The organism is Clostridiales bacterium, from assembly GCA_017569285.1.
Classification (GTDB): Bacteria; Bacillota; Clostridia; order Christensenellales; family Aristaeellaceae; genus Aristaeella.
In genome coordinates, this window is the sequence record CP069419.1 from 1,415,020 (window position 1) to 1,440,692 (window position 25,673).

Sequence of the window (25,673 nt, forward strand, 5' to 3'; positions counted from 1 at the left end):
TTATTGGATTGATCAGTTCTGCGCGATGGTGATGGCAGCGCCGTCCCAGGTCACGGTGTAGGTGCCGGGGGCCAGGAAGACGATGTTGTTGTCGCCGATGTCCTCGCCCAGATCCTGGATCAGTTCCTTGCCTTCGGTAACCTGCAGGAAGCCCTTGTCGCTGTCCCACTTGCCGGGGTTCACGATACGGCCGCCCATGTAGTCACTCTGAGGAACTTCCAGCGTCACAGCGCCGTCCTTCAGGTAGTAGGTGTCGGTATCATCCGCATTGTTCCAGCCGTTCCAGGCGCCCACGAAGAGCAGCGCGTTGTTGTCCAGCGTGAACAGGGAAGCGATCTTGTTGTAGTAGTTGTCCAGGGCGGCCTGCAGGCCCGCTTCATCTTCGGCTTCCTTCACGTCGTCGGAGATGACCTTGGCGATATCCCACCAGGAACCGTGGATCTGGCCCTGCGGCACAGAATAGGGAGCCTGCTTGAGCAGGGCAGCCAGGCCGGGGTTGGCCTGCACGGCTTCGTCCGCCTGCGCCTTCACATTGGAGGGACCCCAGGCCAGCGCGTTGAACCGCTCCATCTGGCAGTCAAAGTTGGTCAGGTACAGGGCCAGCTGCGCGACAGCGGCGCCCTTCACGGCATCCACCTGCGGCTTCACGCCCATCAGTTTGCAGCCGTTGAAGGAACCCAGGTGATATTCCTGGCCGTCCACTTCGAAGGAAGGCAGGTCGGTCACACCCATGTTGTCGCCCAGGATGCCCTTGATTTCTTCGAAGCTCCAGGTGCCGGTCACGACGATCGCGGCGTTGGAGGCGAATTCAGAGCCCTGGCTGGAGCTCAGGTGGAAGGGAGAATCCACCAGCTTCTTCATTCCCTTGACGGCGATCAGGCCCGCCGGGGAGTTGAAGGTGTCGTTGACGGAAATGAAGTTGCCGTCATTGTCGGTGGTCCACTCACTCTTGCAGCCGGTGGCGAAGAAGAAGGACGCGTTGTACCAGGCAGAGGACTGCATTTCAAACGCGAAGTACTTCTGGGCCGCTTCGCAGTCCGCGATCAGCTTCTCGAGGGAGTCCACATCCTCTTCCGGGATGATGCTCTTGTCGTAGTACATGAAGTAGCCGTTGTCGGAAGTCAGCGGATACGCGTACAGCTGGTCACCGGAGGTGGCGGCAGCAACGGTACCGGCATCGTTCTCGGCCGTCACGGTCTCGGAAGCCCGGGCGCCCAGCTTGGCCAGCGCTCCGGCCTGCACCAGACGGGCGAACTGGTCCTGCGCGAAGCAGAAGATGTCGCCGCCGGCTTCAACGTCCGTAATCATCTGGGTGGCGGAATCCGCTTCGGAAACCGCTTCCACGGTGGCGTTGAAGGTAATGCCCAGTTCATTGGTCTTGTTGAAGTTTTCGATCTGCTGTTTGGTCAGTTCAACCGCCTTCTCGGCCACCCATACGGTGATGTCGTAGGTGCCGGCGATTTCGCTGGCCATGGCAGTCGCGCAGACGGACAGCGCCAGAGCAAGGGCCAGAACGATGGCAAACAACTTTTTCATTTGAAAATACTTCCTTTCATATGATGTTTTTTTGTCGGAATCAAAACCGAAACAGGATTGCTCCTGTTGTTCGGTTTATTCCGTTCAAATTCATAGATATTGTAGTACCGATCACACGGTTTGTCAACAATATTTTTGGGACAAAGTCCTTTTATTTACTGAATTGGTATCGTTTCCAATATATTGTGGCAAAACACCATTTACTGCACAGAATTCAGCATGGCATCGTCTATTTTTCCCCATGCGCCGTTTCCGCTTCCCGAACATTTTACGTAAACGCCGACCGTCACCTCATCCCCCGCGGAATGGGCAAACGCCGGGGTGGATTTTGTATCCCACTGCGCGTATCCGGTAATCGCCATCGGTTCGGACCGGGCGATGATTTCCCCGTTCACCTTCACATAGGCATAGATATCCGTATCCCCGCAGTCGCCGCCCATAATGGACGCCGAGAAGCGGAAATTCCCCTCCGGCAGGCTGTCCACCGCCTGTTCCAGCGTAAACTCCACGCTGTCCCGCGCGGCGCTCCAGAAATGCATATGCTTCGTTCCCGTCAGGGAATCGTTCTTTTTGTCCTCAATATACAGCTCATCCGCCTTCTTCAGGTCGGTGATCACCCATGCGGAACCGCCTTCCTCAAAGCTGTAATCCGCCAGGTAATTGTATTCGATCATGGAAACATAGCACCGGGCCGGCATGCCACCCGCCTCGCCCGCAATCTCATACCGGGCCGGGCCGGATTCATGCATGGTCCGGTCCTGTTCGGCCGTCAGGTTCCAGGTCACCGGAACCGGCTGGCGGCTGTTGTCTGTCATCACGGCATTGACGGTTTCAGGCAGCTCCAGCGGCATCGCCAGGTCGCACACCACCGAAGGCTCCTCCAGCGCGTCCGCCCGGAGCTCCGCCGCATTGCCGTCCCGCATCAGCCGGAACACCTTCAGGGATTCCAGCGGGCGGCCTTCCGCGTCAAAGAACGCCTGGTTGTCCACAGCGCTTCCGCCGTAGTATTTCCCCGCGTCACCGGGATCGTATGCCGCAGCATAGCTGGAAGCCCAGCCGGAACCGTACTTCTCCCACTTTTCGTGGTTTTCCTCCCAGCTGTCCGTCCCGACGGCAATCCACGCGCCTTCCCAGTAGCAGACCCCGATCCCGTCCTTCATGCCGTTGACCACGGTATCCGTAATGTTCCGCACGGAATTGGCCTGTCCCTGCACCGTGAACGGGTAATCCTTCGTGATCCCGCCGCCGTCGCCCACCGTGTTGCCGAAGAAATCCGTATCCTCCCCGGTATACGCGTAGGACGTCTCCATCACCATGACCTTTTTGCCGTATGTTTCCCCGATTTCCGTCATGATGGCGGACAGGTTCTCCAGCGTGCCGTGCCAGTAGGGATAATAGGACGTGGCAAACACGTCGTAATGGATCAGCCCGTTTTTCTCGTAGTAATCCAGTTTTTTGGCGTACGTGCGGTAGCTGTCCGGATTCTCGGGATTGGCAAAGTGCACCGCGATCAGCGCGTCCGGATAGATCTCCCGGACGGCCCGGGCGCCGGCGTCCATGATATACGCGATATTCATCCAGGTTTTTTCCCCGGCCAGCGCGCCGTTGGTTTCGTTGCCGACCTGGACCATGCCCACGTCCGCGCCGGCCTCCTTCAGCTGCGCCATGCAGTCCCGGGTGAACGCAAACGCCGCTTCCCGCTTTTCCTCAATTTCCATGCCCTTCCAGGCGCGCGGAACCATCTGCTTTCCGGGATCCGCCCAGAAGTCGGAATAGTGGAAATCCACCAGCAGCTTCTGCCCCGCCGCAGCCGCGCGTTTTCCGATCTCCGCCGCCGTGCGGATATCGCAGTTGCCGCCGCCGAATCCGCGGCCCTGGCTGTCAAAGGGATCGTTCCACACCCGCACCCGGATATAGTTGATGCCGTTGTCCGCCAGCACCCGGAAAAGATCCGCCGGCTGCCCGTCAAACCCATAATAGGCAACCCCGCTGGCTTCCTCGGCAAGCACGCTGGAAACGTCCATGCCGAAAATAAAATCATCCGGCAGGTTTTCCACCTTCTTCACATACAGCGGACTGTCTTCCTCCGCGCCGGCTGCCATGGGGAGCGCCAGCAGCAGGGAAAGCAGCAGGAACATGGAAAACAGGGCTTTTCCGGTCATGGAAGATTCCTCCTCGTCTTCAGTTGTCAGTGGATTTCAAGCAGTTTTTCCGCCACATCCGCGGCCTGGTTGTCCGCCGCGCCTTCATTCCCGGCTGTATGCAGCGACGCCCGGCCGTAATACAGGTCATATGCCTCATCGGGCTGGTACCCGAAATAACCGGATGCAATCCCGGCGGATCCGTCCGGCCGGTACGCCGGGATTCCGCCGGGAACCAGCCATTCGCTGTATTCCGCGGCATGGGAAGCCGGGACAATATACAGGTCCGCGTTCCGGATCGCCTCGCTGCCGAACATGGCATAATCGAACGGGTGGACCTTCACCATGCGCACCGGCGCGGTCAGCGCATCCTCCAGCCGGGCGGCCAGTTCCGCTCCGTCCGAAACCGCGCAGTCCGCATAAATCACAATTTTATACGCCGGATCCGTATCGGTAATCCGGTTGAACACAAATCCGCCGAAAACCACCGCAATCATCGCCCAGAGCACAAACGCCGGGAACAGGGAAACCACCCGGCGGAACAGCCCGCGGCCCGGCCGCGGCGCAGTCTTCCCCGCCGTTCCGGATCCGCTCCCTCCGTCCATGGCCTCCGCGCCGGTGATGTAGCGGCTGACGGTCTGTACCCGGATCCGGGTTCCCTCCGCCGGCATACGGCCGGCCAGGGTTTCGTCCAGGTGCAGACGGCGGGATTCCTCCCCGTTCCGCAGGATCACCGGCAGTACCCGGACGCTCCCGGGAATCTGGACCGGTCCGCCCGCATACCGGAATTCGCCCTCCGCGGTTTCCGTCTCTCCGTCCAGCAGCATCCGGGTATGCTTCACCGCTGCGCGGTCCGGCCGGATCCGCAGGCAGTACAGCAGAATACAGATGATTCCGGCCGGGATCATCGAAGCGAGCATCACGATGAACATGATCCGGGCATTGGCGGTCCGGGTCAGCAGGCACATGGCGGCAAACGCCAGCAGCATGGCCGCGGCAAACAGCCGGAACACCAGCGTGCTCCGGCGGGAGCGGGCCTTCTGCTCCGCCAGCAGGGTCGGACTGATGAATGTTTCCATAGGTGCTACAGCCGTCCGTTCATGATGGAAAGAATCAGGTTGGTACTGTTGAACATCGGGGCCAGCGTGCTCTCGCTGATCAGCCTGTTCACTTCCTCCAGCGGCACCATCGCCTGGATCAGCGGCAGCAGCGCGAAGGCAACAAAGCAGAGCAGCGCGCCGCGCAGCAGCCCGAAGGCGCCGCCGGCCACGGAATTCAACTGTTTGAGGACCGGGAATTTGAAAATGGCCTTCAGCAGGTTGATGATGATATGGAACAGGAGCATCAGCACGATAAAGCAGACCACAAAGCAGATCACGTTCATGGCCGCGCCGACGATCGTCTGCCGCACATATTCACCGACGTTCTGCCCGGCATTGAACACCTGGTTCTCCAGGTTGGTTTTCAGCAGGGTGTCCAGCGGGGCCGGCAGGCCGACCTTGCCCAGGATATCGGAAATCGAGCCGGAGGAAAGCCCGGCCACGGACTGCCCGGCTGTGGTGGTATCCAGGCGCGTCCGCGCGTCCAGGTACGTTTCCAGCGTGGAAGCCAGGCCGGTGTGCTGCTGCAGGTATTCGACCAGTTTCGGCGTCAGCCAGTAGCTTGCGCCCAGGGATACCAGAGAGCCGCCCATGCTGGCTACCGAAGCGATAAATCCCCGGTACAGGCCGATCAGGACGCTCACCCCGACAATACCCGCGATAATCCAGTCCACTAAGTTCATCTTGTTTCTCCTCTTACCTGATCTTTCGCGGACAGTCCTTCCGCGCCTCCGTCATGCCCGGGTCATGATCTCCGCCCGGTGCATACAGGGCATTGATCTCCTCCAGTTCGCTCCGTTTCAGTGCCGGTGCACATGCCGGGCAGGCTTTCAGCTTCGTCCCTTTCTCCCCGCACAGCTCCGCGTAGGTAACCGTTTCGGGCCTCCGTGTCCCCAGCTCCCCGCAGGATGAAGCGGAATGGTACAGGTTGTTTTTCCGGAGGTTGGTATACAGGACCGTATCGTCCGCGGGAACCGGCAGCTGTCTTCCCTGCCAGTCTTCCCAGATCAGGATTTTCGTATTGGCTTTATAGTGGTTCCATATCCACTGCATGTTGACGCCTTCCGGGCTGGCTTTCCGCTGCACCCGGATACAGCCGTGGCTGGCCTTGGTGCCCAGCTTCGGCTCCGTGCTGGAATAGTCCACATACCGCTTTGAATAAGGTACCTCATGGATCATGTCGCCGGCATTGAACCGGATTGCCATCGGGCAGTACAGGTTGTCCGATTCAAATCCGCCGACCCGGCTCACCAGCAGGTACTCGCCGGAGCGGGTTTCATTGTACGGCTGCTTTGCGTTCAGCAGCCCGGTGGAAACCAACAGCGTGGAGTACAGCTCCCCGTTCAGGAAGACATACATCTGCTGGGAAAGCTTGTCCACCACCAACCCCATTTCCTGGTTCGGGACCACTTCCCGCAGGAACCTGGTCGGGACATATCCCTGGATCAGCGCGTTCCAGTTCAGGATTGCCGAATTGTGGAAGGAGGAGGAATAGCATTCAATCAGCGACCATTCCGCGCCGCGTTCCAGCACATGAACCCCCTGGGAAACCAGGGTCACCATGCCGATGCCTTCGCTGTCTTCCGACGGTTCCCTGCGTACGATCACCTGGCGCCGCTGGTCCGTGCTTTTCCCGTCATCCACCACCGTCACCGGTGCAGTCAGCGCCTGCCATACGGCCGTCTCATCCCCGATATCCATGGGGACGGTCCATGCGTTCAGCCGGACATCCTGCCCTGCGTAGGGGCTGGTATAAACCGGGGAAAACTCCGTCTCCGGGGGGACCACTTCCAGCGGCATTTCAGCCGGTGCGGATGCGGTGCCGTCATCCCGCTCCAGGGTCATGACCGCCCGGTAGCTCCCGCACGGGACTGCCGCCTCAAATACCGCCGTTCCGTCCCATGCCGCGGCCGGAAACCGGAATGCGGCTTTCACCCCGCCGCCGTTTTCCAGCGTAAGCAGCACCTCGCCCGCTTCCGTTGCGCACCAGGCAGCAGTCACCTGCTTTCCGGGAATCACCCGCGCCTCGGAAAGCGACGCTGAAATCAGGCAGGGAACCATCCTTCCGACCGTCACGGGGGTCTCCGCTGTCCGGCCGTTCATTTCCACAACCAGGCGCCACTGCCCCTCCGGGACCGCAATTCCGTCATAGGTGCCGTTCCAGTACATGGCGTTATATCCCGCGGAAACCGGCCGGTTCTCCGCCACAGCGGCGATCCGCTCCCCGTCCGCGTCCAGGATTCCGATGCGGCAGGTCCCGTCCTCCGGAACCGTCACCGTAATCACCGAGGCGCTTCCGGGCAGCACTTCACCGCCGGAAATGCCGATCTGCATTTCCGGCTGCTCCGCCCGCGCCGCGCCGAAGCCCGGTACCGCAAGCAGTACCGTTGTCAGCAGCGTCAGGATCCGCCCCCGCTTCATCGGTAATCTTCCTCTCCGCCGTCGTTCCGATCAGTACAGTTCCTTCAGCATCCGGATTTCCCGTTCATAGCCGTCCAGTTCATTCGGTGTTTCCAGGTTGAACGGCAGTTCCCGCAGTGCCGGATGGCGCATCAGCCGCAGGATGGCTTCCGTTCCGATAAAGCCTTCCCCGATCTTTTCATGGCGGTCTTTCCGGGCGCCCAGCGGATTCTTGCTGTCATTGACGTGCACCGCCCGCAGCCGGTCCAGCCCGATCACCCGGTCAAACTCCGCCAGCACCTCATCCGGATGGTTCACGATATCGTATCCGGCATCATGCACATGGCAGGTATCCAGGCATACCCCCATCTTTTCCTTCAGCGTCACCCGGTCCAGGATCTCCCGCAGCTCCTCAAACCGGCCGCCGACCTCGCTGCCTTTTCCCGCCATGGTCTCCAGCAGCACCGTTGTGGTCTGCTCCGGCCGCAGGAGGCCGTTGAGCATATCGGCAATCATGGTGATTCCCGCCTCCGTCCCCTGCCCCACGTGGGAGCCGGGATGGAAGTTGTACAGGTTGCCGGGAGTGGCTTCCATGCGCTGCAGGTCATCCGCCATGGTCCGGGCCGCAAAGTCCCGGATCGCCGGATCCGCGGAACATCCGTTCAGGGTATAGGGCGCATGGGCCAGGATCACTTCAATCCCATGTTCCGCCGCGAACTGCCGGAAGGCAGCCGTATCCGCCTCATCCAGCGGTTTCGCGCTCCCGCCCCGGGGATTCCGGGTAAAGAACTGGAATGTGTTTCCGCCGATGGAAATGATTTCCTTTCCCATATGGAGGTATCCGCGGGATGCGGACAGGTGGCATCCGATTTTCAGCATTTTCCGGCTCCTTCCGTCAATAGTCCCCGGCCAGCGCGCGGGCCAGTGATGTCATCGCTGCGGTGATTTCCGCCTGGGTGGCCGTGCCGCCGTCAATCAGGCTCTGCAGGTATGTGGCCGCGCTGACAATCGCACGGTACCGTTCACCCGAGGGATCCAGCGTGGCCAGCACATTCTGCGCACTGGCAATCACCTGGCGGGCGTCGCTGATCACCCGGTCCGGCACCGTGCCTCCGCCGTACTGCGTTCCCTGGGGCGCCGCCGTGGTATGCAGCGTACAGGTCTGGGCACCCACCACCGAACCGGTTCCCAGGTACTGTTCCAGTTCCGGCTGGTATTTCGTTCCGATCAGGCCAGCCAGCACATGGCCCTGCGGGATCGAAACCACGCCCCGCTGTTCCACGCGCGTGCAGTACGGTCCAGCCGGCATATTGCTGTCCAGGCATACGTTCTGTACGGTATGCATCTGGCAGTACTGCGTCGGCTGGGTGCCGTTCCGCCAGTAATCCGTCACGGTACCGTAGCCCATGGCGTCATACCGGCAGGCATCCGTGGCCAGCTGGCCGCTGACCGCGCAGGTCTCCACCCGGATCAGGTCGTAATCCTGGTAGCTTCCGTCCAGGATATCCCGGTTGTCCAGCCCCGCATGGATCTTGCTCATATAGGCCTGCCACAGGGGCGCCGCAGCGCCGGAGCCGGTGGACTTGGAGGACAGCGCCTTATAGTTGTCATGTCCCACCCACAGGGCGCTTGCGTAATACCCGGTGATTCCGGAGAAGAATACGCCCTTCTGGTCGGAGTTGGTACCGGTCTTGCCGCCGACCGTCTGCCCCTTGATCTTTGCGGAGGTGCCGGTTCCGGAGGACACAACGCTCTTGAGCATGTCCACAATCATCCAGGATGTGCTGGGGGAGAATACCCGCCGGCGGTCCTGGTGCTGGTGTCCGTCCCATACCGTATCCCCGTTGGCATCGGAGATCCCCAGGACGGAAATCGGCTTCTGGTAAACGCCGCCGCTGGCAAGGACACCGAAGGCCACCGTCATCTGCAGGGGGGTGATTCCGGAGGAGCCCAGGCTCAGGCCGAAGGGGGTCGCGTCAATATGGCCGTCATCCACACCCATCCGGTGCAGGAAGTCCACGCTCCGATCCACGCCGACCATGTTCATCAGCGTCTGGGCCGCAGCCGTATTATGCGATTTTGCCATGGCGGTCCGCAGGGTTTCCGGCCCGGCATATCCGCCTCCGCCGTAGTTGGTCGGCCAGCTGTCGTTTCCCTTCGCGTCCTTCCATCCGGCAATCGGGATCGGCATGTTGTAAACCACGGAGGCCGGGCTGGCGCCCAGCTCCAGCGCGGGTGCGTATACGGCGATCGGCTTGATGGAGGAACCGACCGGCATCTTCATGTCCGTGGCACGGTTCAGCGTCTTCCTGGCCGTCACTTCCGTCCGGCTTCCCACAATCGCCATCAGTTCGCCCATGCGGTAATCCAGCACCACGCAGGCCGCCTGCGGCTCGACAATTTCCGTATAGGTGCCATCGGAGTTCCGGCTGCGGAAAACCTTGTCGGAAGGATCCCGGAGCGACGGGTACTTGGTCCAGTTCTGCAGGGTTTCCTCGACGGTCTTCTGGATCTCCGGGTCAATCGCCAGCTGGATTTTATAGCCGCCGGTCCGCAGCTTGTTTTCCATCGCGGCGCGGTTCGCGGCGGTATCCGGAAGGCCGTTCACCTCCAGCAGGATCTGGACCGTTTCCTTGACCGCGTATTCGATATAGTGCGGATAATCATAGATTCCCTTCGAATCGGAACCCGGTTCGGCCTGCAGTACGCCCGCCGTTGCGGGATTCTTGGCGGCTTCGTATTCTTCCCGGGTGATGAACTGGTTTTCATACATGCACCGAAGCACATAATCCGTCCGGTTGTTCGTCACCGCGGCAAAATCCGTTTCCCCGTCGCTGCGGGTATAGAAATTCCGCCGGGGGTTGTAATAGTACGGGTTGTTGGTCACGCCCGCCAGCATCGCGCACTCGCGCAGGGTCAGCTCCTCCAGCTCCTTGCCGAAGAAGCCCTTGGCCGCGACCTTGATGCCGTAGTAGCTTTCCCCCAGGTAGATGGTATTCAGATAGGTCTCCAGGATTTCATCCTTGGAATATTTGGTTTCCAGCTGCAGGGCCAGGTACGCTTCCTGGATCTTCCGCTTGTAGCTCTGCTCAGATGAAAGCAGCGTGTTCTTGATCAGCTGCTGGGTGATCGTGGATCCGCCCTGGGTGCCGGATGTGGTCAGGTTGGCGATAAATGCGCCGGCGATCCGCTTGACGTCCACCCCGTTATGGGAATAGAACCGCGCGTCCTCCACCGCAATAAACGCGTTGCGCAGGCGCTTCGGTACGGCGTTCAGCGGGACCACCTCGCGGTTTTCGGCGCCGCGGTAGGTGGTCAGGAATCCCTTGTTCCGGTCATAGAACGATGAGTTCTGGTCCTGGCTGTTCAGGGTGACCAGGTCCAGTTCCGGCGCCGTGTCCACATATCCCTTGGCAATGCCTACCAGCGCGCCGATGCCGGCAAATCCCGCAAGCAGCACAATAATCAGCATCACCCGGACCGTATGGACCAGGACGCTGACGATAAAGTTCGGCTTCCGCGTTTCAGGCCGGAAAATGCTGCGGGGATACTCCGCGGGGGATTCATCCTCCGGTTCCCCGCCGTTCTCTGCCGCTGCATATTCCGCGTAATCCGTATATTCAGTTTCCGGATCATCCGGATATTCCTCCGGATACTCTTCTCCGGAACCGTTGCCGCTGAACAGGTCATCCGCTGTTTCGTATTCCGCAAATTCCCCGTTCTCCTCCGGCAGGTCAAATCCGTCGTCCGGCTGGTTCCGTCTCCGTCTTGCTGACATATCTGTCCTCCCGCTTTCGCGATGCCCGGCATCCTCCGTGAAGGCTGTATACCGGGACATTGTATTATACCATCATTCCGCAGGCTGTGGCAAGGATGCCGCCTCCCATACCGATTCAACGGAACCGGCCGGTTTTTTCTTCCTTTTCCGCTTGACAAATCCCCGGAATGGTGTAAAATGATATCGAAGGTCAAAGATAGTCAATATGACCTTCAAAGGGGGAACCGCTTATGATGAATATGAATCAGTTTACGCAGAAAACCCTGACCGCCCTGCAGCGGTCCCAGGCGCTTGCGGTGGAATACGGGCATCCGGAGGTCCAGCCGGAGCACATGATGCTGGCGCTGACGGAGGACGGAAATGACCTGATTCCCCAGCTGCTCGGCAAGTGCGGCGCCTCCGTTGAGGCGCTCCGCAGCTCGTTGGAGGAGACCCTCAGCCGGATGCCGCACGCGTCCGGTGCCGGGTCTTCCAATGTATACCTCGCCAAGGATACCGAAAAAGCGCTCCTGGAGGCGGAGCGCACCGCGGAGCAGATGAAGGATGAATACCTGTCCGTGGAGCATGTATGGCTCGGCCTGTGCGCCAGGCCTTCCGCAGGGGCCGGCCGTGCGCTGCAGGCGGCCGGCTACAGCGGGGATGCCTTCCTGAAGGCGCTCAGCCAGGTCCGCGGCGCCGCCCGGGTCACTTCGGACAGCCCGGAGGAAACCTATGACGCGCTGAAAAAATACGGATCGGACCTGGTCGAGATGGCCCGGAAGCAGAAACTGGACCCGGTCATCGGCCGTGACAGCGAAATCCGGAACGTCATCAGGATCCTTTCCCGGAAAACAAAGAACAACCCCGTGCTGATCGGTGAGCCGGGCGTCGGCAAAACCGCCATCGCGGAAGGCCTGGCCCTCCGGATCGTCCGCGGGGATGTGCCGGACAGCCTGAAGGACAAAACCATTTTCTCCCTGGATATGGGCAGCCTGATCGCCGGTGCCAAATTCCGCGGTGAATTTGAGGAACGGCTCAAGGCCGTCCTGGCGGAAATCAAAAAGAGCGACGGCCGCATCATCCTCTTCATCGATGAACTGCATACCATCGTCGGTGCCGGAAAGGCAGACGGCGCAATGGATGCCGGCAACCTGCTCAAGCCGATGCTTGCCCGCGGCGAGCTGCACTGTATCGGTGCGACCACGCTGAATGAATACCGGAAATATATTGAAAAAGATGCCGCGCTGGAGCGCCGTTTCCAGCCGGTCATGGTTGAGGAGCCCACCGTGGAGGATACCATTGCCATCCTCCGGGGGCTGAAGGAGCGCTATGAGGTCTTCCACGGCGTCAAGATCCAGGACGCCGCCCTGATTGCGGCCGCCACCCTTTCCAACCGGTATATTACGGACCGTTTCCTGCCCGACAAGGCAATCGACCTGGTGGACGAAGCCTGTGCCATGATCCGCACGGAAATCGATTCGCTGCCGGCCGAACTGGACGATATCCGCCGCCATATCATGCAGCTGGAGATCGAAGAGGCCGCCCTGAAGAAGGAGGAGGATGCCCTGTCCCGGGCGCATCTGGAGGAAGTGCAGAAGGAACTGGCGGATCAGCGCGACCAGTTCAACTCCATGAAGGCCCGCTGGGAGGGCGAGAAGGAAGCCATCGCGAAGGTCACCGGCCTGCGGGAGGAAATCGAGCGCGTCAACGCGCAGATCGAGCAGGCGGAGCGTTCCTATGACCTGAACCGGGCCGCCGAACTGAAATACGGGGAACTGCCGAAGCTGAAGCAGGAACTGGAAAAGGAGGAGGCCGTCGCCGAGGAAAGCCGCGGGGAAAACAGCCTGCTCCGGGACAAGGTGACCGAGGAGGAAATCGCCCGGATCATCTGCCGCTGGACCGGTATCCCCGTCGCCCGCCTGATGGAGGGCGAACGGGAGAAGCTGCTCCACCTGGAAGATACGCTTCACCGGCGCGTAATCGGGCAGGATGAAGCGGTCCGGAAAGTATCCGAAGCTATCCTGCGCAGCCGTGCCGGCATCCAGGACCCGAACCGCCCGCTGGGCTCCTTCCTGTTCCTGGGCCCCACCGGCGTCGGCAAAACCGAGCTGGCCAAAGCCCTGGCGCAGGCGCTTTTCGATGATGAGAAAAACATGGTCCGGATCGATATGTCCGAATACATGGAGAAGTTCAGCGTCTCCCGTCTCATCGGCGCGCCTCCCGGATACGTGGGGTATGACGAGGGCGGCCAGCTGACCGAAGCGGTCCGCCGCCATCCCTACTGCGTCATCCTGTTCGATGAGGTGGAAAAAGCGCATCCGGATGTGTTCAACATCCTCCTGCAGGTGCTCGATGACGGCCGGATTACCGACAGCCAGGGGCGGACCGTGGACTTCAAGAACGCCATCCTGATCATGACAAGCAATCTGGGCAGCGAGTATATCCTGGACGGCATCGAGGACGGTGAAATCAAGCCGGAAGCCCGCAGCGCGGTGGACAAACTGCTGAAAACCCGCTTCCGTCCCGAGTTCCTGAACCGGATTGATGAAATCGTGTACTACAAGCCGCTCACCCGGAATGAAATCGGCGCAATCGTGCGCCTGATGACCGACAGCCTGAACCGGCGCCTGGAAAGCCGCCAGCTGAAGGTCCGCCTCACGCCCGCGGCGGAAGACGCCGTGATCAGCCGGGGCTTCGATCCGGTATACGGCGCGCGCCCGCTCAAGCGGTACCTGCAGTCGAAGGTGGAAACCCTGATCGCCCGGAAGGTGATTGCCGCGGATATCGCGCCCGGCACCGAGCTGATTGTGGATGTGGATGAAAACGGGGAAATCGTAATCCGGTAATCCCCTTTCCCAAGAAAAAAAGGCCCTGTCCGTTCAGGACAGGGTCGTTTCATTTTTGGTCGCCTTCAGTACCCAGAAGCCGCCGGACTTCGCGGTCTTTTCCACCTCCGGGAACAGCGTCTGCAAATACCGGATGCAGCTTTCGGCTCCCTGCTGTTTCCGGATCACCAGGATCAGCGATCCGCCCGGCCGCAGGCATTCCGCCGCGTCCGCGAACATGCGGTAAATCACCTGCTTCCCGGCCCGGATCGGCGGATTGGTAATCACCGTGTCAAACCGTTCGCCTTTGAGGGCTTCCATTCCGTCGCTTTCCAGGCAGCGCACCTCCGCGCGGTTCCGCTCCGCGTTTTCCCGCGAAAGCTCCAGCGCCCGCAGGTTGACGTCTGCCATGGTCACCCGGGTATCCGGCCAGCGCCGGGCCACACAGATCCCGATCACACCCCAGCCGCATCCCAGGTCCAGGACGTCCCCGGCCATCTCCTCCGGCAGGGCTTTCAGCAGCAGGTCCGTGCCCGCATCCACCTCGCCTTTGGAAAAAACGCCCGCGTCGGTCCGGAATGTCAGCGGGATACCGCGGTATGTGTATTCACATTCCACCGGCCGGGATTCGCTGGCCGGGTTCCGTGTGTAATAATGATCGTTCATGCTTTTTCTGTCGGATCCTCCATGCAGGCTGCCTGCCTGAGCGCCTTCAGTTCCCCGTCCGTCAGTTCCCGCCACGCACCTTCCGGCAGTGCCGGATCCAGCTCCAGCGGTCCGAAGGAGCAGCGGTGCAGCATCCGGACCTCATGCCCGGCTGCGGCAAACATCCGCTTCACCTGGTGGAACTTGCCCTCTGTAACCGTAACCTCCGCCAGGGTTGTGTCCGATTCCGCGTCCGTCCGCAGGATCTCCAGTCGGGCCGGCAGCGCAGTAAAGTCGCCCAGGTCCATCCCCCGGGCAAAAAGTTCCGTATCCCCGGAGTCCATCTGCCCGGAGGCCAGCGCCCGGTACCGTTTTTCCACATGGCGTGCCGGGCTCAGCAGGCGGTGGCTCAGTTCCCCGTCACAGGTAAAAACAAGGATACCGGTCGTATCCTTGTCCAGCCGCCCGACCGGCATGCATCCCATGCTGCGGTATTCCGCCGGCAGCAGGTCCATCACCGTCATCTGGCGCGGATCGCGGGCCGCCGTCAGCACGCCCGCGGGTTTATGCATCATCACATGGCGCATGATCCGGCCGTCTTCCGCCTTCCCGCGCAGGGTGAGCGTATCCCGTTCCGGATCGCAGTCGGCCGCGGGATCCCGGACCGTCTGCCCGTTCACGGCAGCCTGCCCGTCCCGGATGATCTGCCGGACTTCACTGCGGCTTCCCTTACCGAGCGTCGCCAGCCACTTGTCCAGTCTCATCTGAATCCTCAATCTTCATCACAGCTGCCGTGATCATGCTGCGGACCGGCAGCAGCGGCAGCGTCAGCAGGGCGCCGGCCGCCAGGATCATCAGGGTTTCCCGGGTGGGCGGGATCTTCACGGATCCGGTCATCAGGCCGCTCACATCGCGGATCACCGGCAGGTACCGCATCACCGCGATCACAAACGCGGCCAGGACCGGAAGCAGGGTGGCCTGCGCGCAGATCCAGCCCAGCAGGTTCTTTCCGTGGCGGCCTTTCATCTTCCGGGTGCCTCCCTGGGCCCGCGCGTGCCGCGCGCCGCTGTGGAAACCGAACCCGATCACCAGGATCAGGATCATTGCCAGCAGGACCAGCAGGAGGTACAGGACTCCCGTCATGAAATCCCCGCCCCCGAACTGCTTGATCATCGCAAGCAGCGTAAAGCCGTCCACCAGCCCGGAGAAATGACGCCAGGCATAAACGGCCGCCGCGATCAGCGGCGATGCCCACAGGAGCAGGTAACCCGCCCGTTTCAGCCCGCACAGCACCTTATCCCCCCAGCGGGAAGGATCGGCCAGCCGCCAGCTGAAGAGCCTCCCGTCCCGCAGGCTGTCCTGCATGGCCTCCGCCGCGTTCATCCGGGCGGGGAACATAATCAGGATCCACATGGGGACAGCCAGCACCGCCAGGTACCGGAGCCCCGCGTCGGCAAGGAACAGCACCGGCGCAAGGCAGATCAGTACCAGGCAGAGCTCCGTGGCCAGGAACTTCAGCGTGTCCGCCGGATGGCGGAAGCAGATCCGGAACGTGTTCCGGAATGCGGATGAAATACTCATCGGGTTTCTCCTGTAACTTGTCTCGTCAGGCCTGGTTGCGTGTGTAATTGATCAGTCCGCCCGCCAGGATCATGCCGCGCTGGCGCTCGGTCAGCGGCAGGCTGACCCGGTAGGACTCGCCTTTCGTTTCATTTCTCAGCTCCAGCTCATCCTGTCCGGCCGCGATCTTTTCCCGGACGCCCGGCAAGCTCAGCGTGTCCATGGGGTCGATCCGGTCATAGTCCCGCTCATCCAGGAAGGTCAGGGGCATAATTCCGTTGTTGATCAGGTTCGCCTGGTGGATCCGGGCAAAGCTCTTCGCCGCCACGGCGCGGATACCCAGGTACAGCGGCACCAGCGCGGCGTGCTCCCGGCTGGAGCCCTGGCCGTAATTGGCCCCGGCGACCAGGAAACCGCCCTTTTCCGCCTTGGCACGTGCGGGGAAGGTTTCATCCACGGGCGTCAGGCAGAAGTCGCTCAGGTGCGGCACGTTGCTGCGGTAGGGCAGCAGCTTCGCGTTGCTGGGCATGATATGGTCGGTCGTGATATTGTCTTCCATCTTCAGCAGCGCCTTGCCGCTGACCGTGTCCTCCAGGTCATGGCCCAGCGGGAACGGTTTGATATTCGGGCCGCGGACAACCTCCACTTCGTCCTCCCGTCCTGCTTCCACAGGCGGAATCACCAGGTTGTCGTTCACTTCAAACTGCGCCGGCTGCTCAACCGTCAGGTCCAGGTCCAGGCACCGGGGGTCTGTCAGCACGCCGGTCAGCGCCGTAACGGCTGCGGTTTCGCAGCTGGTCAGGTAGATTCCGGCAGAGGCAGTCCCGCTGCGGGCATAGAAGTTCCGGTTGTTGGTCCGGACGGATACCGCGTTGGTCTTCGGGCTCTGGCCCATGCCGATGCAGGGGCCGCAGGCGCTCTCCAGGATCCGGGCACCGGCGCCGAGCATATCGGCCAGCGCGCCGTTGCGGGCCAGCATCGTCAGCACCTGCTTGGAGCCGGGGCCAATGACGAGGCTGACGTCCGGATGCACGGTTTTCCCCTTCAGGATCCGGGCCACCCGCATCATATCCTGGTAGCTGGAGTTCGTGCAGCTGCCGATGAATACCTGGTCCACCTTGATCGGACCCACGTTCTTCACGGTGTCCACATTGTCCGGCATATGGGGCTGGGCCACCAGGGGCTCCAGCTCATCCAGGCAGATCTCCACGATTTCGTCGTATTCCGCATCCGGATCCGCTTTCAGCTCGCAGAAATCCGCTTCCCGGCCCTGGGCCTTCAGGAACGCGCGGGTCACCTCATCGCTGGGGAATACGGAAGTGGTGGCGCCGAGTTCCGCGCCCATGTTCGCGATGGTCGCGCGTTCCGGCACGGTCAGCGTCTTCACACCGTCGCCGATATACTCCATTACCTTGCCGACGCCGCCCTTGACGGACAGCCGGCGCAGGACCTCCAGGATAATATCCTTGGCCGCCACCGCATAGGGCAGTTTTCCGGTCAGCCGGATGCCGACCACCTTCGGCCAGGTCAGGAAATACGCGCCGCCGCCCATGGCCACCGCCACGTCCAGGCCGCCCGCGCCGATCGCGATCATGCCGATTCCGCCGCCGGTGGGCGTGTGGCTGTCACTGCCGAGCAGCGTCATTCCCGGAATGCCGAACCGCTCCAGATGCACCTGGTGGCAGATGCCGTTGCCGGGCTTGGAGCAGAAGATGCCGTGCTTTTTCGCAACGCTCTGGATATACTGGTGGTCATCCGCGTTTTCAAAGCCGGTCTGCAGGGTGTTATGGTCAATATAGGCGACGCTCTTCTTTGTCTTGACCCGTCCGATGCCCATGGCTTCGAACTGCAGGTACGCCATGGTACCCGTGGAGTCCTGCGTCAGGGTCTGGTCGATCCGGATGGAGACTTCCTCTCCGGCTTTCGGGATGCCGCTGACAAGATGCGCGCTCAGGATTTTTTCAGTCAGATTCATGTTTCATCCTCCGGCAAAAAGGACGGTCACTCTTTCGGGTGACCGTTCCAGTTGTTCTGATCTTATTATCTGCTGTCACGCTTGATTGTCAACGCTTCCGGGATGGAAAGAACACGAAAAGAACGGCTGTGCCGTTTTCGGCTTCTTATCCGATATGGTCCTTTCCGCCCATGTACATCCGGAGCACTTCGGGGATGGCGACCGTGCCGTCCTCGCGCAGGTTGTTCTCCAGGAAGGCAATCAGCATCCGGGGCGGGGCCACGCAGGTATTGTTCAGGGTGTGGGCAAAATACTTCTCACCCTTGTCATTGCGGACGCGGATCTGCAGCCGCCGCGCCTGGGCGTCTCCCAGGTTGGAGCAGGAGCCGACCTCAAAGTATTTCTTCTGCCGGGGAGACCAGGCTTCCACGTCCAGGCTCTTCACCTTCAGGTCCGCCAGGTCGCCGCTGCAGCACTCCAGCGTGCGCACCGGGATATCGAGCGTGCGGAAGAAATCCACCGTGTTCTGCCACAGCCGGTCAAACCACATCGGGGATTCCTCCGGCTTGCAGATCACGATCATTTCCTGCTTTTCAAACTGGTGGATCCGGTAGACGCCGCGCTCCTCGATGCCGTGCGCGCCGACTTCCTTCCGGAAGCAGGGGCTGTAGCTGGTCAGGGTCTTCGGCAGGTCCTTTTCTTCCAGGATCGTATCGATGAACTTGCCGATCATGCTGTGCTCGGAGGTGCCGATCAGGTAGAGATCTTCCCCTTCGATCTTGTACATCATGTTTTCCATCTCGGCAAAGCTCATCACGCCGGTCACCACGTCGCCGTGGATCATGAAGGGCGGAATCACATAGGTGAAACCGCGGTCAATCATGAAATCGCGGGCATAGCTCAGGATGGCGCTGTGCAGGCGCGCGATATCACCCATCAGGTAGTAGAAGCCGTTGCCGCTGGTTTTCCGGGCCGGATCCAGGTCGATGCCCTGCAGGCGTTCCATGATGTCCACATGGTACGGGATCTCGAAGTCCGGAACGGCCGGCTCGCCGAAGCGCTCAATCTCGACGTTCTCGCTGTCATCCTTGCCGATCGGGACGCTGTCGTCGATGATGTTCGGGATCACGAGCATCCGCTTGCGGATTTCCGCCTTCAGCTCTTCTTCCTTCACTTCCAGGGCCGCCAGTTCTTCCGCGATCGCGGCGACCTCCGCCTTGCGCTTCTCGGCTTCTTCCTTTTCGCCCTTTCCCATCAGCACGCCGATCTCCTTGGAGACCACCTTGCGCCGGTTCCGCAGGGCATCTGCCTGCTGCTGGGCGTCCCGGTATTCCCGGTCAAAACGGATGACCTCGTCCACCATCGGCAGCTTCTGGTCCTGGAACTTTTTCCGGATATTCTCCCGGACTTTCTCCGGGTCATTGCGGAGCAGGTTAATATCCAGCATAAATCATTCGCCTCCGTTATTTCTTGTGGGTAATCACCACATGGCGGTTCGGTTCGTCGCCTTCGGAATGGGTGGTCACACCCTCGTTCTGCTGCAGAGCAAAGTGGATAATCCGCCGTTCATAGGGATTCATGGGCTCCAGGGAAACCTTCCGGCCCGTGCGCAGCGCGCGGTTCGCCATCCGGTTCGCCAGGCGGATCAGGGTATCCTCACGCTTGGCGCGGTAGTTTTCCGTATCCAGGGTCACGCGGGTATAGCTGTCACGGCCGCGGTTCACCTTCAGGCTGGTGAGGTACTGCAGCGCGTCCAGCGTCTCGCCGCGGCGGCCGATCAGGATGCCCAGGGTATCGCCGTTGATGAATCCGTACACGTTGCCCTCGGCGTCCGTGCCCATATCAATGGTCACGTCCACGCCCATCAGCTTGGTCAGTTCCCCGAGGAACGCCTTCGCAATCCCGGCCGGGCTTTCCGGATCCAGGTTCTCCGCGGCGATCATAGTCACTTCCGGCTTTTCCAGCGTCCGGGGTTCCGGATTCTCCGCCGGTTCAGCCTTCTCCGCGGCAGGCTTCTCCGCGGGCTTTTCCTTCTTTTCCTGTTTGGGGACGGGCTTTTTCGCCGCTTCCTTCTTTTCGGCGGGTTTCTTCGCCGCTTCCTTCTTTTCAGCGGGTTTTTCCGCCGGCTTCTTCGCGGGTTTCTTTTCTTCCAGCAGGTTGCCCAGCGGATCCTCCTCGGAAGCCTTCACGGTCAGGCACACCTTGGCCATCCGGGATCCGAACAGGCCGAACAGGCCCTTGCTGCCTTCTTCCACGACACGAACATCCACATCACCGATGGATACGCCCAGTTCCTGCAGGCCGAGTTCAATCGCCTCTTCCACGGTCCGGGCGGAAGCTTCATACTGTTTCATTTGACGGTCCCCTCTCCGGCCAGCACGGCCTGTTTTTCGCGGTTGTCAAGGATCTTGTTGATAATCAGGGTCTGGCCCATGCTCACCAGGTTGCCGGCCACCCAGTACAGGGCGAACGCGGCGCTGTAGCCCAGGCAGATCCACAGGGAGAAGATGGGGAAGAACCACTGCATGAACTTGCCGGTGTTCGGCTGGCCGTTCGCGGCCGGCTGCTGCGGCTGGTTGCCGGACATGACCTTGGTCATCACGATCTGGCTGACGGCAGACAGGATCGGCAGCAGCAGGTAACCGTTGTACATCACCGGAATGGTTCCCAGCAGCGGAACGCTGTAGGGTGTATTGGCCACGGCTTTTGCGTAGAACGGCACCTGGGCCTTCATCACATCCACAATGCTCTGGACCGTCGCGCCCAGGGCGGAGCCCTCAAAGCTGGCTTCCGTCAGGTTCAGGTCCTGCAGCATCGCCGGCAGTCCGGATTCCGACAGTCTCTGGAACCAGGGCAGCCACTGGTCGGTGGGAATAATGCGCAGGGTGTTCACATCCGGATACGCGGTATTGAAAATGTTGTCCGGCATCCACAGGTTCCTGATCCACAGGAACGGCTCCAGCGCCGGTTCCTTTCCCTGCAGGATCTGGCCCAGCTGGATCAGCAGCTGCTCGTTGGCGGCCATGCGCATCGCGCCGAACACGGCGATCAGGATCGGCCAGGTCAGCAGCAGCGGCAGGCAGCTGGACAGCGGGTTGATATGTTCCTTTTTGTACAGTTCGGCAGTCTTGGCATTCAGCTTGTCCTTGTCATTGGCGTACTTCTTCTGCAGGGCCTGAAGCTGCGGCTGCAGCTTGGTGGTTTTCCGCATGCTGACACGGCTTTTGAAGTCCAGGGGAGAAAGCACCAGCCGGACCAGTACGGTAAATACGATCATGGCGATGCCCCAGCTCCCGACCCAGCTGTTGATCCAGGCCAGGAAGTTGTAGAGAAATTGGTTCATTCCGGATTATTCCCTCCTTAAGGTGGTATTCGGATCCTCCGGTACCGGGTCGTAACCGCCCTTGCTGAACGGGTTGCACCGCAGCAGCCTCCACGCGGCCATCCGCCCGCCCTTCAGTGCGCCGTACCGTTCGATGGCGGTCACGGCATACTCGGAGCAGGTCGGGATATACCGGCAGGTCGGGTGCTTTTTCCGGCGGCTCAGGTTCCGGCGGTAAAAGCGGATCATGGCGAGCATGAGCTTTCTCATCTGGCGCGATTCCCTTCTGTTCCCTGTTCATGAAGGAATGCCTGCTGCTTTTTCAGCAGATACACGACATCCTTCCGCAGCGTGTCAAAGGTGGCCTCGGCGGCCGCAGGCCTGGCGACAATGACGTACAGCCCGTTTTTCACATCCCCCAGGTGGGGCCGGAAGCATTCCCGCAGGCGGCGCTTGACCTTGTTCCGGGTCACGGCGTTGCCCACTTTCTTGCTGACGGAAAAACCGACCTTCTTCTCCCGGCCGGGGGCCAGGAGCAGAACCAGGTTCCGGCAGGCGCAGCTATGCCCCTTGCGGTAGACATACTGAAACGCCCGGTTCTTTTGCAGCCGATAGCATCTTTCCATGCTTTCCAATTCCTTCCGCTTTCTGCGGATGATCCATATAGCGGAAAAGCCCGCCCGGTTCGAAAAACGGGCGGGCCTCATCCTTGCTTAAATGAAGTCAGCTTTCCGGTGCTGAAATCAGACCGTCAGCTCCTTGCGGCCGCGGCGGCGGCGCGCAGCCAGAACACGACGGCCGTTCCGGGTCGCCATGCGGGCGCGGAAACCGTGGACCTTATTGCGCTGACGCTTCTTGGGCTGATAAGTACGAAACATTTTGAACACTCCTCATTGATCGACATTCTTCAGGGCCTGCTGCCCCGAAGATTTACAGAACAGCCTTTATAGTATATCGAAGCGGTTTATGCTTGTCAAGCTTGATTTTTCATCTCTTCTGGTCATATAATAAATTGTTGGGTATGAAGCCGGTTCCGCCGAATCCCGTTCCGGCAGCAGGCCGGGCGGTCCGGGGAACCCGTTATTATCAAAGGAAGGGGTAACTCTCTCATGAAGCAGATTCTGGTTGAAACCTCCGCCCGTCACGTGCATGTGACAAAAGAAGATCTCGAAGCCCTCTTCGGCGCCGGCCATGAGCTGACGGTCAAGAGCTGGCTGTCCCAGCCCGGCCAGTTCGCCAGCGAGGAGCAGGTCGATGTGGTCGGCCCCAAGAACACGCTGAAGCGCGTCCGTATCCTCGGGCCCGTCCGTCCCGCGACCCAGGTGGAGCTTTCCCTGACGGATGCCCGTTCCATCGGCGTCACCGCGCCCGTACGTGAATCCGGTGACATCGCCGGCTCCGGCGCCTGCAAGCTGGTCGGCCCGGCCGGTGAAGTGGAAGTCGCTGAAGGCGTGATCGCCGCGAAGCGCCACATCCACATGACCCCCGCGGATGCCGCGGAATTCGGCGTGAAGGACAAGGACGTCGTGTCCGTCAAGGTGGACACCAACGGCCGTGCCCTGGTCTTCGGTGATGTCGTGGTCCGCGTCAGCGAAAAATTCTCCCTGGCCATGCATATCGACACCGACGAGAGCAATGCCGCCTGCGCCGTCAACGGCACCATGGGCGAGCTGATCAAATAATCCCGCCGGAAATCAGAATCCCCGGAGCGAAGGCTCCGGGGATTTTTCATTGTTTCGGTTTTCAGACGCCGGCGGCCGCCTTCAGGACATCCGTCATATCTTCCTTCTCCCACGGCAGGTCGATATCCGTCCGGCCGAAATGGCCGTATGAAGCCGTCTGCCGGTAAATCGGCCGGCGAAGGTTGAGCTTCCGGATAATTTCTGCCGGGCGGAAATCAAACACGCGGCTCACAATCTCCGCCAGCTTTTCATCATCCAGCTTCCCGGTTCCGAAGGTATCCACCAGCACCGACACCGGCTCCGCCACGCCGATGGCGTAGGCCAGCTGGATCTGGCAGCGGTCCGCAAGTCCCGCCGCCACAATGTTCTTCGCGGCGTAACGGGCTGCATAGGCCGCGCTGCGGTCCACCTTGGTCGGGTCCTTGCCGCTGAAGCAGCCGCCGCCGTGGGGGGCGGATCCGCCGTAGGTGTCCACAATGATCTTCCGGCCGGTCAGTCCGGTATCCCCGGCCGGTCCGCCGATGACGAACCGTCCCGTCGGGTTCACCAGGATGCGGGTCTTCTCCGTCAGGAGCTCCGCCGGGATAATCGGCCGGATCACTTCCGCGATCACGCCTTCCCGGATCTGCTCCTGGGTCGCGTCCGCCGCGTGCTGGGTTGAAACCACCACCGTGTCCACCGCCGCGGGTTTTCCGTCGATGTATTCAACGGTCACCTGGGTTTTTCCGTCCGGATACAGGAAGGGCAGGATTCCCTGCTTCCGCACCTCGGCCAGCCGCCGGGCCAGCCGGTGGCTCAGGGCGATCGGAAGCGGCATTTTCTCCGGGGTCTCATTGCAGGCATAGCCGAACATCATTCCCTGGTCGCCCGCGCCGGTATCGGCCTCACCGTCCGTGCTCCGGGTTTCCAGCGCGTCGTTTACGCCCATGGCGATATCCGGGCTCTGCTCGTGAATCGCGGTCATCACGGCACAGGTGTTGCCGTTGAAGGATTTCTCCGGGCTGTCGTAGCCGATGTCCGTCACGGTTTTGCGGACGATGGCGGGAATGTCCACATATGTGGACGTCGTGATCTCACCCATCACGGTAATCATCCCGGTAGTTGCGAACGTCTCGCATGCCACGCGGGCAGCGGGATCCTGGGCCAGGATCGCGTCCAGCACGGCATCGGAGATCTGGTCGCACAGCTTGTCGGGATGTCCTTCAGTGACGGATTCGGAAGTAAACAGTCTGCGCATCTTGAATCGCCTCCATCTGATATTCGCAAAAAAACCGCCTGGCTCGCACACAAGCCAGACGGGAATCAATCGGTACTGATTGTCCTTATCTGTCAGCGTTCCGTTTCCGGGTGTGCACGCTGGGGGATTTGGCACCTTGCTTCCGCCGGTTGCCGTGACGTCATCGGGCCCTTCCCTCGGTCACTCGTGATAAGGGTTTTGCGGACATATATTACAGGCTCGTGATCGGTTTGTCAATGCCTGTTTTTGAGGAAAAGGAAAAGAGCCGTCCCGAAAGGGAAACGGCTCTGTCCTGTACCCGGAGCGGGCTTATTCCTTCAGCTCGCTGGTGCAGTGCGGGCAGCGGGTCGCCTTGATATCGATCTCGCTCTGGCAGAAGGGGCACTTCTTGGTGGTCGGTTCCGCGGCGGCTTCTTCCTTCTTCTTCAGTTCCTTGGCCTTGTTGAAAGCCTTGACGATCAGGAACAGCACCAGTGCGATCACCAGGAACTCAATCAGGATCGCGACGAAGTTCACGACACCGGTCAGCCAGCCGGCCTGGCCTTCATTGGCAATCTTGATGTTCTCAAGGATCGGGGTCAGGAAGATTTCGATCACGGCGTTGACAACCTTGCTGAACGCGCCGCCCAGGACCACGGCCACGGCCATGTCGAGGAAATTACCCTTGATTGCAAAATCCTTGAACTCCTTCAGAAACTTCTTCATAACCTGTACCCTCCATTGTTGTAATTGTTTTACGGATCCTGCGGATCCGCGGATCCCGTTGGTTACTTTTTGCCGAAGAGGCCGCTGATCACCTTGGTCAGGTTCTTCGTGATGTTGGTTACGATCTGGCGGGTCGCCGTGGAGATCGCGGTGTTCTTCACGCGGCCGGCAACCGAGTCATTCCGGCGGGCGCGCTCGGCGGCTTCTTCCCGCAGCTCATCAGCGCGGGCGCGGCGGGCAGCCGCTTCCTCTTCCTTCGCCTGGCGGGCAGCTTCACGGGCAGCCTTTTCGGCGGCCTTCTGCTGCTCGGCAAGGACCTTGGGATCCGTCACAACCTGGGGCTGTGCCGCAACGGGCGTATAGGTTCCGGTGGCGGCGTCATACTGGACGGTCATCATCTGCTGGACCAGCTGGCCGGTCACGGGATCCTGCACCATAACGGGCATCTGCTGCAGCTGGGGCTGCACCTGGATCGTCGGAACCGTCTGTCCGGGCTGGACGATGCCCTGCACCGCCTGGACCACAGGCTGCGCGGCCTGCTGGACCGCCTGGACAACCGGCTGGGCGGCCTGCTGCACGGCCTGGACCACCGGCTCAGCGGCCTGCTGCACGGCCTGCACCACGGGCTGGGCCGCCTGCTCCACTGCCTGGACAACCGGCTGCGCGGCCTGTTCCACAGCCTGGATAACCGGCTGCGCGGCTTCGGCTGCCGCCTGGACGGCTTCCGCCGGGGCAGTCATGCCTTCGATCTGCTTTTCCACATACGTTCCGGTTGCGGGGTCAAATACCTTGAATGTCTGTGCCATGTT

Annotated in this window: 22 protein-coding genes and 1 riboswitch; of the genes, 2 read left to right on the forward strand and 20 right to left on the reverse strand. The window is 61.0% G+C overall.

The window, feature by feature from the left end:
- Positions 1-12: 12 nt before the first annotated feature.
- The 7 genes from JNO48_06105 to JNO48_06135 all read right to left on the reverse strand — a co-directional run bounded on the left by JNO48_06105 (position 13) and on the right by JNO48_06135 (position 10,955).
- The gene (locus JNO48_06105) at positions 13-1,536 is read right to left on the reverse strand and encodes an extracellular solute-binding protein (protein QTE69469.1); all 1,524 of its coding nucleotides are present in this window, start codon (positions 1,534-1,536) and stop codon (positions 13-15) included.
- 200 nt (positions 1,537-1,736) lie between these two features.
- Positions 1,737-3,698, reverse strand: a complete 1,962-nt coding sequence (locus tag JNO48_06110) for a glycosyl hydrolase 53 family protein (protein ID QTE69470.1) — start codon at positions 3,696-3,698, stop codon at positions 1,737-1,739.
- A gap of 26 nt (positions 3,699-3,724) precedes the next feature.
- Positions 3,725-4,756, reverse strand: coding sequence for a hypothetical protein (locus JNO48_06115; GenBank protein QTE69471.1), 1,032 nt, complete (start codon positions 4,754-4,756; stop codon positions 3,725-3,727).
- Between the two features lie 5 nt (positions 4,757-4,761).
- Entirely contained in the window at positions 4,762-5,460 is a 699-nt protein-coding gene (locus tag JNO48_06120; GenBank protein ID QTE69472.1) for a CvpA family protein, read from the reverse strand.
- Positions 5,461-5,473: 13 nt separating this feature from the next.
- A complete protein-coding gene (locus tag JNO48_06125) occupies positions 5,474-7,198 on the reverse strand; it encodes a L,D-transpeptidase family protein (GenBank protein ID QTE69473.1) in 1,725 nt (574 codons plus the stop codon).
- 30 nt (positions 7,199-7,228) lie between these two features.
- Entirely contained in the window at positions 7,229-8,056 is an 828-nt protein-coding gene (locus JNO48_06130; protein ID QTE69474.1) for a deoxyribonuclease IV, read from the reverse strand.
- 16 nt (positions 8,057-8,072) lie between these two features.
- Positions 8,073-10,955, reverse strand: coding sequence for a transglycosylase domain-containing protein (locus tag JNO48_06135; GenBank protein QTE69475.1), 2,883 nt, complete (start codon positions 10,953-10,955; stop codon positions 8,073-8,075).
- Positions 10,956-11,188: 233 nt separating this feature from the next.
- Between JNO48_06135 and clpB the strand changes: the two genes are divergently transcribed.
- Positions 11,189-13,780, forward strand: a complete 2,592-nt coding sequence (gene clpB / locus JNO48_06140) for an ATP-dependent chaperone ClpB (protein QTE69692.1) — start codon at positions 11,189-11,191, stop codon at positions 13,778-13,780.
- 33 nt (positions 13,781-13,813) lie between these two features.
- On the opposite strand, the gene JNO48_06145 is transcribed toward clpB, so the two are convergent.
- The 10 genes from JNO48_06145 to rpmH form a co-directional block, all read right to left on the reverse strand.
- The gene (locus tag JNO48_06145) at positions 13,814-14,425 is read right to left on the reverse strand and encodes a class I SAM-dependent methyltransferase (GenBank protein QTE69476.1); all 612 of its coding nucleotides are present in this window, start codon (positions 14,423-14,425) and stop codon (positions 13,814-13,816) included.
- Positions 14,422-15,174 carry an rRNA pseudouridine synthase gene (locus JNO48_06150; GenBank protein QTE69693.1) on the reverse strand — a complete coding sequence of 251 codons (753 nt, stop codon included), beginning with the start codon at positions 15,172-15,174 and terminating at the stop codon, positions 14,422-14,424. Before JNO48_06150 ends, JNO48_06145 begins: the two co-directional genes overlap by 4 nt.
- The gene (locus JNO48_06155) at positions 15,134-15,985 is read right to left on the reverse strand and encodes a hypothetical protein (protein ID QTE69477.1); all 852 of its coding nucleotides are present in this window, start codon (positions 15,983-15,985) and stop codon (positions 15,134-15,136) included. Before JNO48_06155 ends, JNO48_06150 begins: the two co-directional genes overlap by 41 nt.
- A 25-nt stretch (positions 15,986-16,010) precedes the next feature.
- Positions 16,011-17,939 (reverse strand): aconitate hydratase, encoded by a 1,929-nt coding sequence (locus tag JNO48_06160; GenBank protein QTE69478.1) that lies wholly within the window; start codon positions 17,937-17,939, stop codon positions 16,011-16,013.
- Between the two features lie 145 nt (positions 17,940-18,084).
- A complete protein-coding gene (gene serS / locus JNO48_06165) occupies positions 18,085-19,365 on the reverse strand; it encodes a serine--tRNA ligase (GenBank protein ID QTE69479.1) in 1,281 nt (426 codons plus the stop codon).
- Between the two features lie 16 nt (positions 19,366-19,381).
- Positions 19,382-20,272 carry a protein jag gene (locus JNO48_06170; GenBank protein QTE69480.1) on the reverse strand — a complete coding sequence of 297 codons (891 nt, stop codon included), beginning with the start codon at positions 20,270-20,272 and terminating at the stop codon, positions 19,382-19,384.
- Positions 20,269-21,261: a YidC/Oxa1 family membrane protein insertase gene (locus tag JNO48_06175; GenBank protein ID QTE69481.1), complete on the reverse strand. Its 993-nt coding sequence runs from the start codon at positions 21,259-21,261 to the stop codon at positions 20,269-20,271. The genes JNO48_06170 and JNO48_06175 overlap by 4 nt, the downstream gene beginning before the upstream one ends.
- Positions 21,262-21,267: 6 nt before the next feature.
- Positions 21,268-21,510, reverse strand: coding sequence for a membrane protein insertion efficiency factor YidD (gene yidD / locus JNO48_06180; protein ID QTE69482.1), 243 nt, complete (start codon positions 21,508-21,510; stop codon positions 21,268-21,270).
- Positions 21,507-21,866: a ribonuclease P protein component gene (rnpA, locus tag JNO48_06185; protein ID QTE69483.1), complete on the reverse strand. Its 360-nt coding sequence runs from the start codon at positions 21,864-21,866 to the stop codon at positions 21,507-21,509. Before rnpA ends, yidD begins: the two co-directional genes overlap by 4 nt.
- 117 nt (positions 21,867-21,983) lie before the next feature.
- On the reverse strand, positions 21,984-22,118 hold the full coding sequence (gene rpmH, locus JNO48_06190) for a 50S ribosomal protein L34 (protein QTE69484.1): 135 nt from the start codon (positions 22,116-22,118) through the stop codon (positions 21,984-21,986).
- Between the two features lie 231 nt (positions 22,119-22,349).
- Here rpmH and JNO48_06195 point away from each other — a divergent pair, with 231 nt between their 5' ends.
- Positions 22,350-22,922, forward strand: coding sequence for a phosphate propanoyltransferase (locus JNO48_06195; protein ID QTE69485.1), 573 nt, complete (start codon positions 22,350-22,352; stop codon positions 22,920-22,922).
- Positions 22,923-22,983: 61 nt separating this feature from the next.
- On the opposite strand, the gene metK is transcribed toward JNO48_06195, so the two are convergent.
- From metK to JNO48_06210, 3 genes are all read right to left on the reverse strand, one after another.
- On the reverse strand, positions 22,984-24,159 hold the full coding sequence (gene metK / locus JNO48_06200) for a methionine adenosyltransferase (GenBank protein ID QTE69486.1): 1,176 nt from the start codon (positions 24,157-24,159) through the stop codon (positions 22,984-22,986).
- A gap of 82 nt (positions 24,160-24,241) precedes the next feature.
- Positions 24,242-24,355: riboswitch (SAM riboswitch) on the reverse strand.
- Between the two features lie 113 nt (positions 24,356-24,468).
- The gene (gene mscL / locus JNO48_06205) at positions 24,469-24,864 is read right to left on the reverse strand and encodes a large conductance mechanosensitive channel protein MscL (GenBank protein QTE69487.1); all 396 of its coding nucleotides are present in this window, start codon (positions 24,862-24,864) and stop codon (positions 24,469-24,471) included.
- Positions 24,865-24,926: 62 nt separating this feature from the next.
- A complete protein-coding gene (locus JNO48_06210; protein QTE69488.1) occupies positions 24,927-25,670 on the reverse strand; it encodes a hypothetical protein in 744 nt (247 codons plus the stop codon).
- Between the last annotated feature and the right edge of the window lie 3 nt (positions 25,671-25,673).

Bases quoted from the DNA above. Each gene is read 5' to 3' on its own strand.
- JNO48_06105 (QTE69469.1), bottom strand. From the start codon at position 1,536: ATGAAAAAGTTGTTTGCCATCGTTCTGGCCCTTGCTCTGGCGCTGTCC.
- JNO48_06110 (QTE69470.1), bottom strand. From the start codon at position 3,698: ATGACCGGAAAAGCCCTGTTTTCCATGTTCCTGCTGCTTTCCCTGCTG.
- JNO48_06115 (QTE69471.1), bottom strand. From the start codon at position 4,756: ATGGAAACATTCATCAGTCCGACCCTGCTGGCGGAGCAGAAGGCCCGC.
- JNO48_06120 (QTE69472.1), bottom strand. From the start codon at position 5,460: ATGAACTTAGTGGACTGGATTATCGCGGGTATTGTCGGGGTGAGCGTC.
- JNO48_06125 (QTE69473.1), bottom strand. From the start codon at position 7,198: ATGAAGCGGGGGCGGATCCTGACGCTGCTGACAACGGTACTGCTTGCG.
- JNO48_06130 (QTE69474.1), bottom strand. From the start codon at position 8,056: ATGCTGAAAATCGGATGCCACCTGTCCGCATCCCGCGGATACCTCCAT.
- JNO48_06135 (QTE69475.1), bottom strand. From the start codon at position 10,955: ATGTCAGCAAGACGGAGACGGAACCAGCCGGACGACGGATTTGACCTG.
- clpB (QTE69692.1), top strand. From the start codon at position 11,189: ATGAATATGAATCAGTTTACGCAGAAAACCCTGACCGCCCTGCAGCGG.
- JNO48_06145 (QTE69476.1), bottom strand. From the start codon at position 14,425: ATGAACGATCATTATTACACACGGAACCCGGCCAGCGAATCCCGGCCG.
- JNO48_06155 (QTE69477.1), bottom strand. From the start codon at position 15,985: ATGAGTATTTCATCCGCATTCCGGAACACGTTCCGGATCTGCTTCCGC.
- JNO48_06160 (QTE69478.1), bottom strand. From the start codon at position 17,939: ATGAATCTGACTGAAAAAATCCTGAGCGCGCATCTTGTCAGCGGCATC.
- serS (QTE69479.1), bottom strand. From the start codon at position 19,365: ATGCTGGATATTAACCTGCTCCGCAATGACCCGGAGAAAGTCCGGGAG.
- JNO48_06170 (QTE69480.1), bottom strand. From the start codon at position 20,272: ATGAAACAGTATGAAGCTTCCGCCCGGACCGTGGAAGAGGCGATTGAA.
- JNO48_06175 (QTE69481.1), bottom strand. From the start codon at position 21,261: ATGAACCAATTTCTCTACAACTTCCTGGCCTGGATCAACAGCTGGGTC.
- yidD (QTE69482.1), bottom strand. From the start codon at position 21,510: ATGAGAAAGCTCATGCTCGCCATGATCCGCTTTTACCGCCGGAACCTG.
- rnpA (QTE69483.1), bottom strand. From the start codon at position 21,866: ATGGAAAGATGCTATCGGCTGCAAAAGAACCGGGCGTTTCAGTATGTC.
- rpmH (QTE69484.1), bottom strand. From the start codon at position 22,118: ATGTTTCGTACTTATCAGCCCAAGAAGCGTCAGCGCAATAAGGTCCAC.
- JNO48_06195 (QTE69485.1), top strand. From the start codon at position 22,350: ATGAAGCAGATTCTGGTTGAAACCTCCGCCCGTCACGTGCATGTGACA.
- metK (QTE69486.1), bottom strand. From the start codon at position 24,159: ATGCGCAGACTGTTTACTTCCGAATCCGTCACTGAAGGACATCCCGAC.
- mscL (QTE69487.1), bottom strand. From the start codon at position 24,864: ATGAAGAAGTTTCTGAAGGAGTTCAAGGATTTTGCAATCAAGGGTAAT.
- JNO48_06210 (QTE69488.1), bottom strand. From the start codon at position 25,670: ATGGCACAGACATTCAAGGTATTTGACCCCGCAACCGGAACGTATGTG.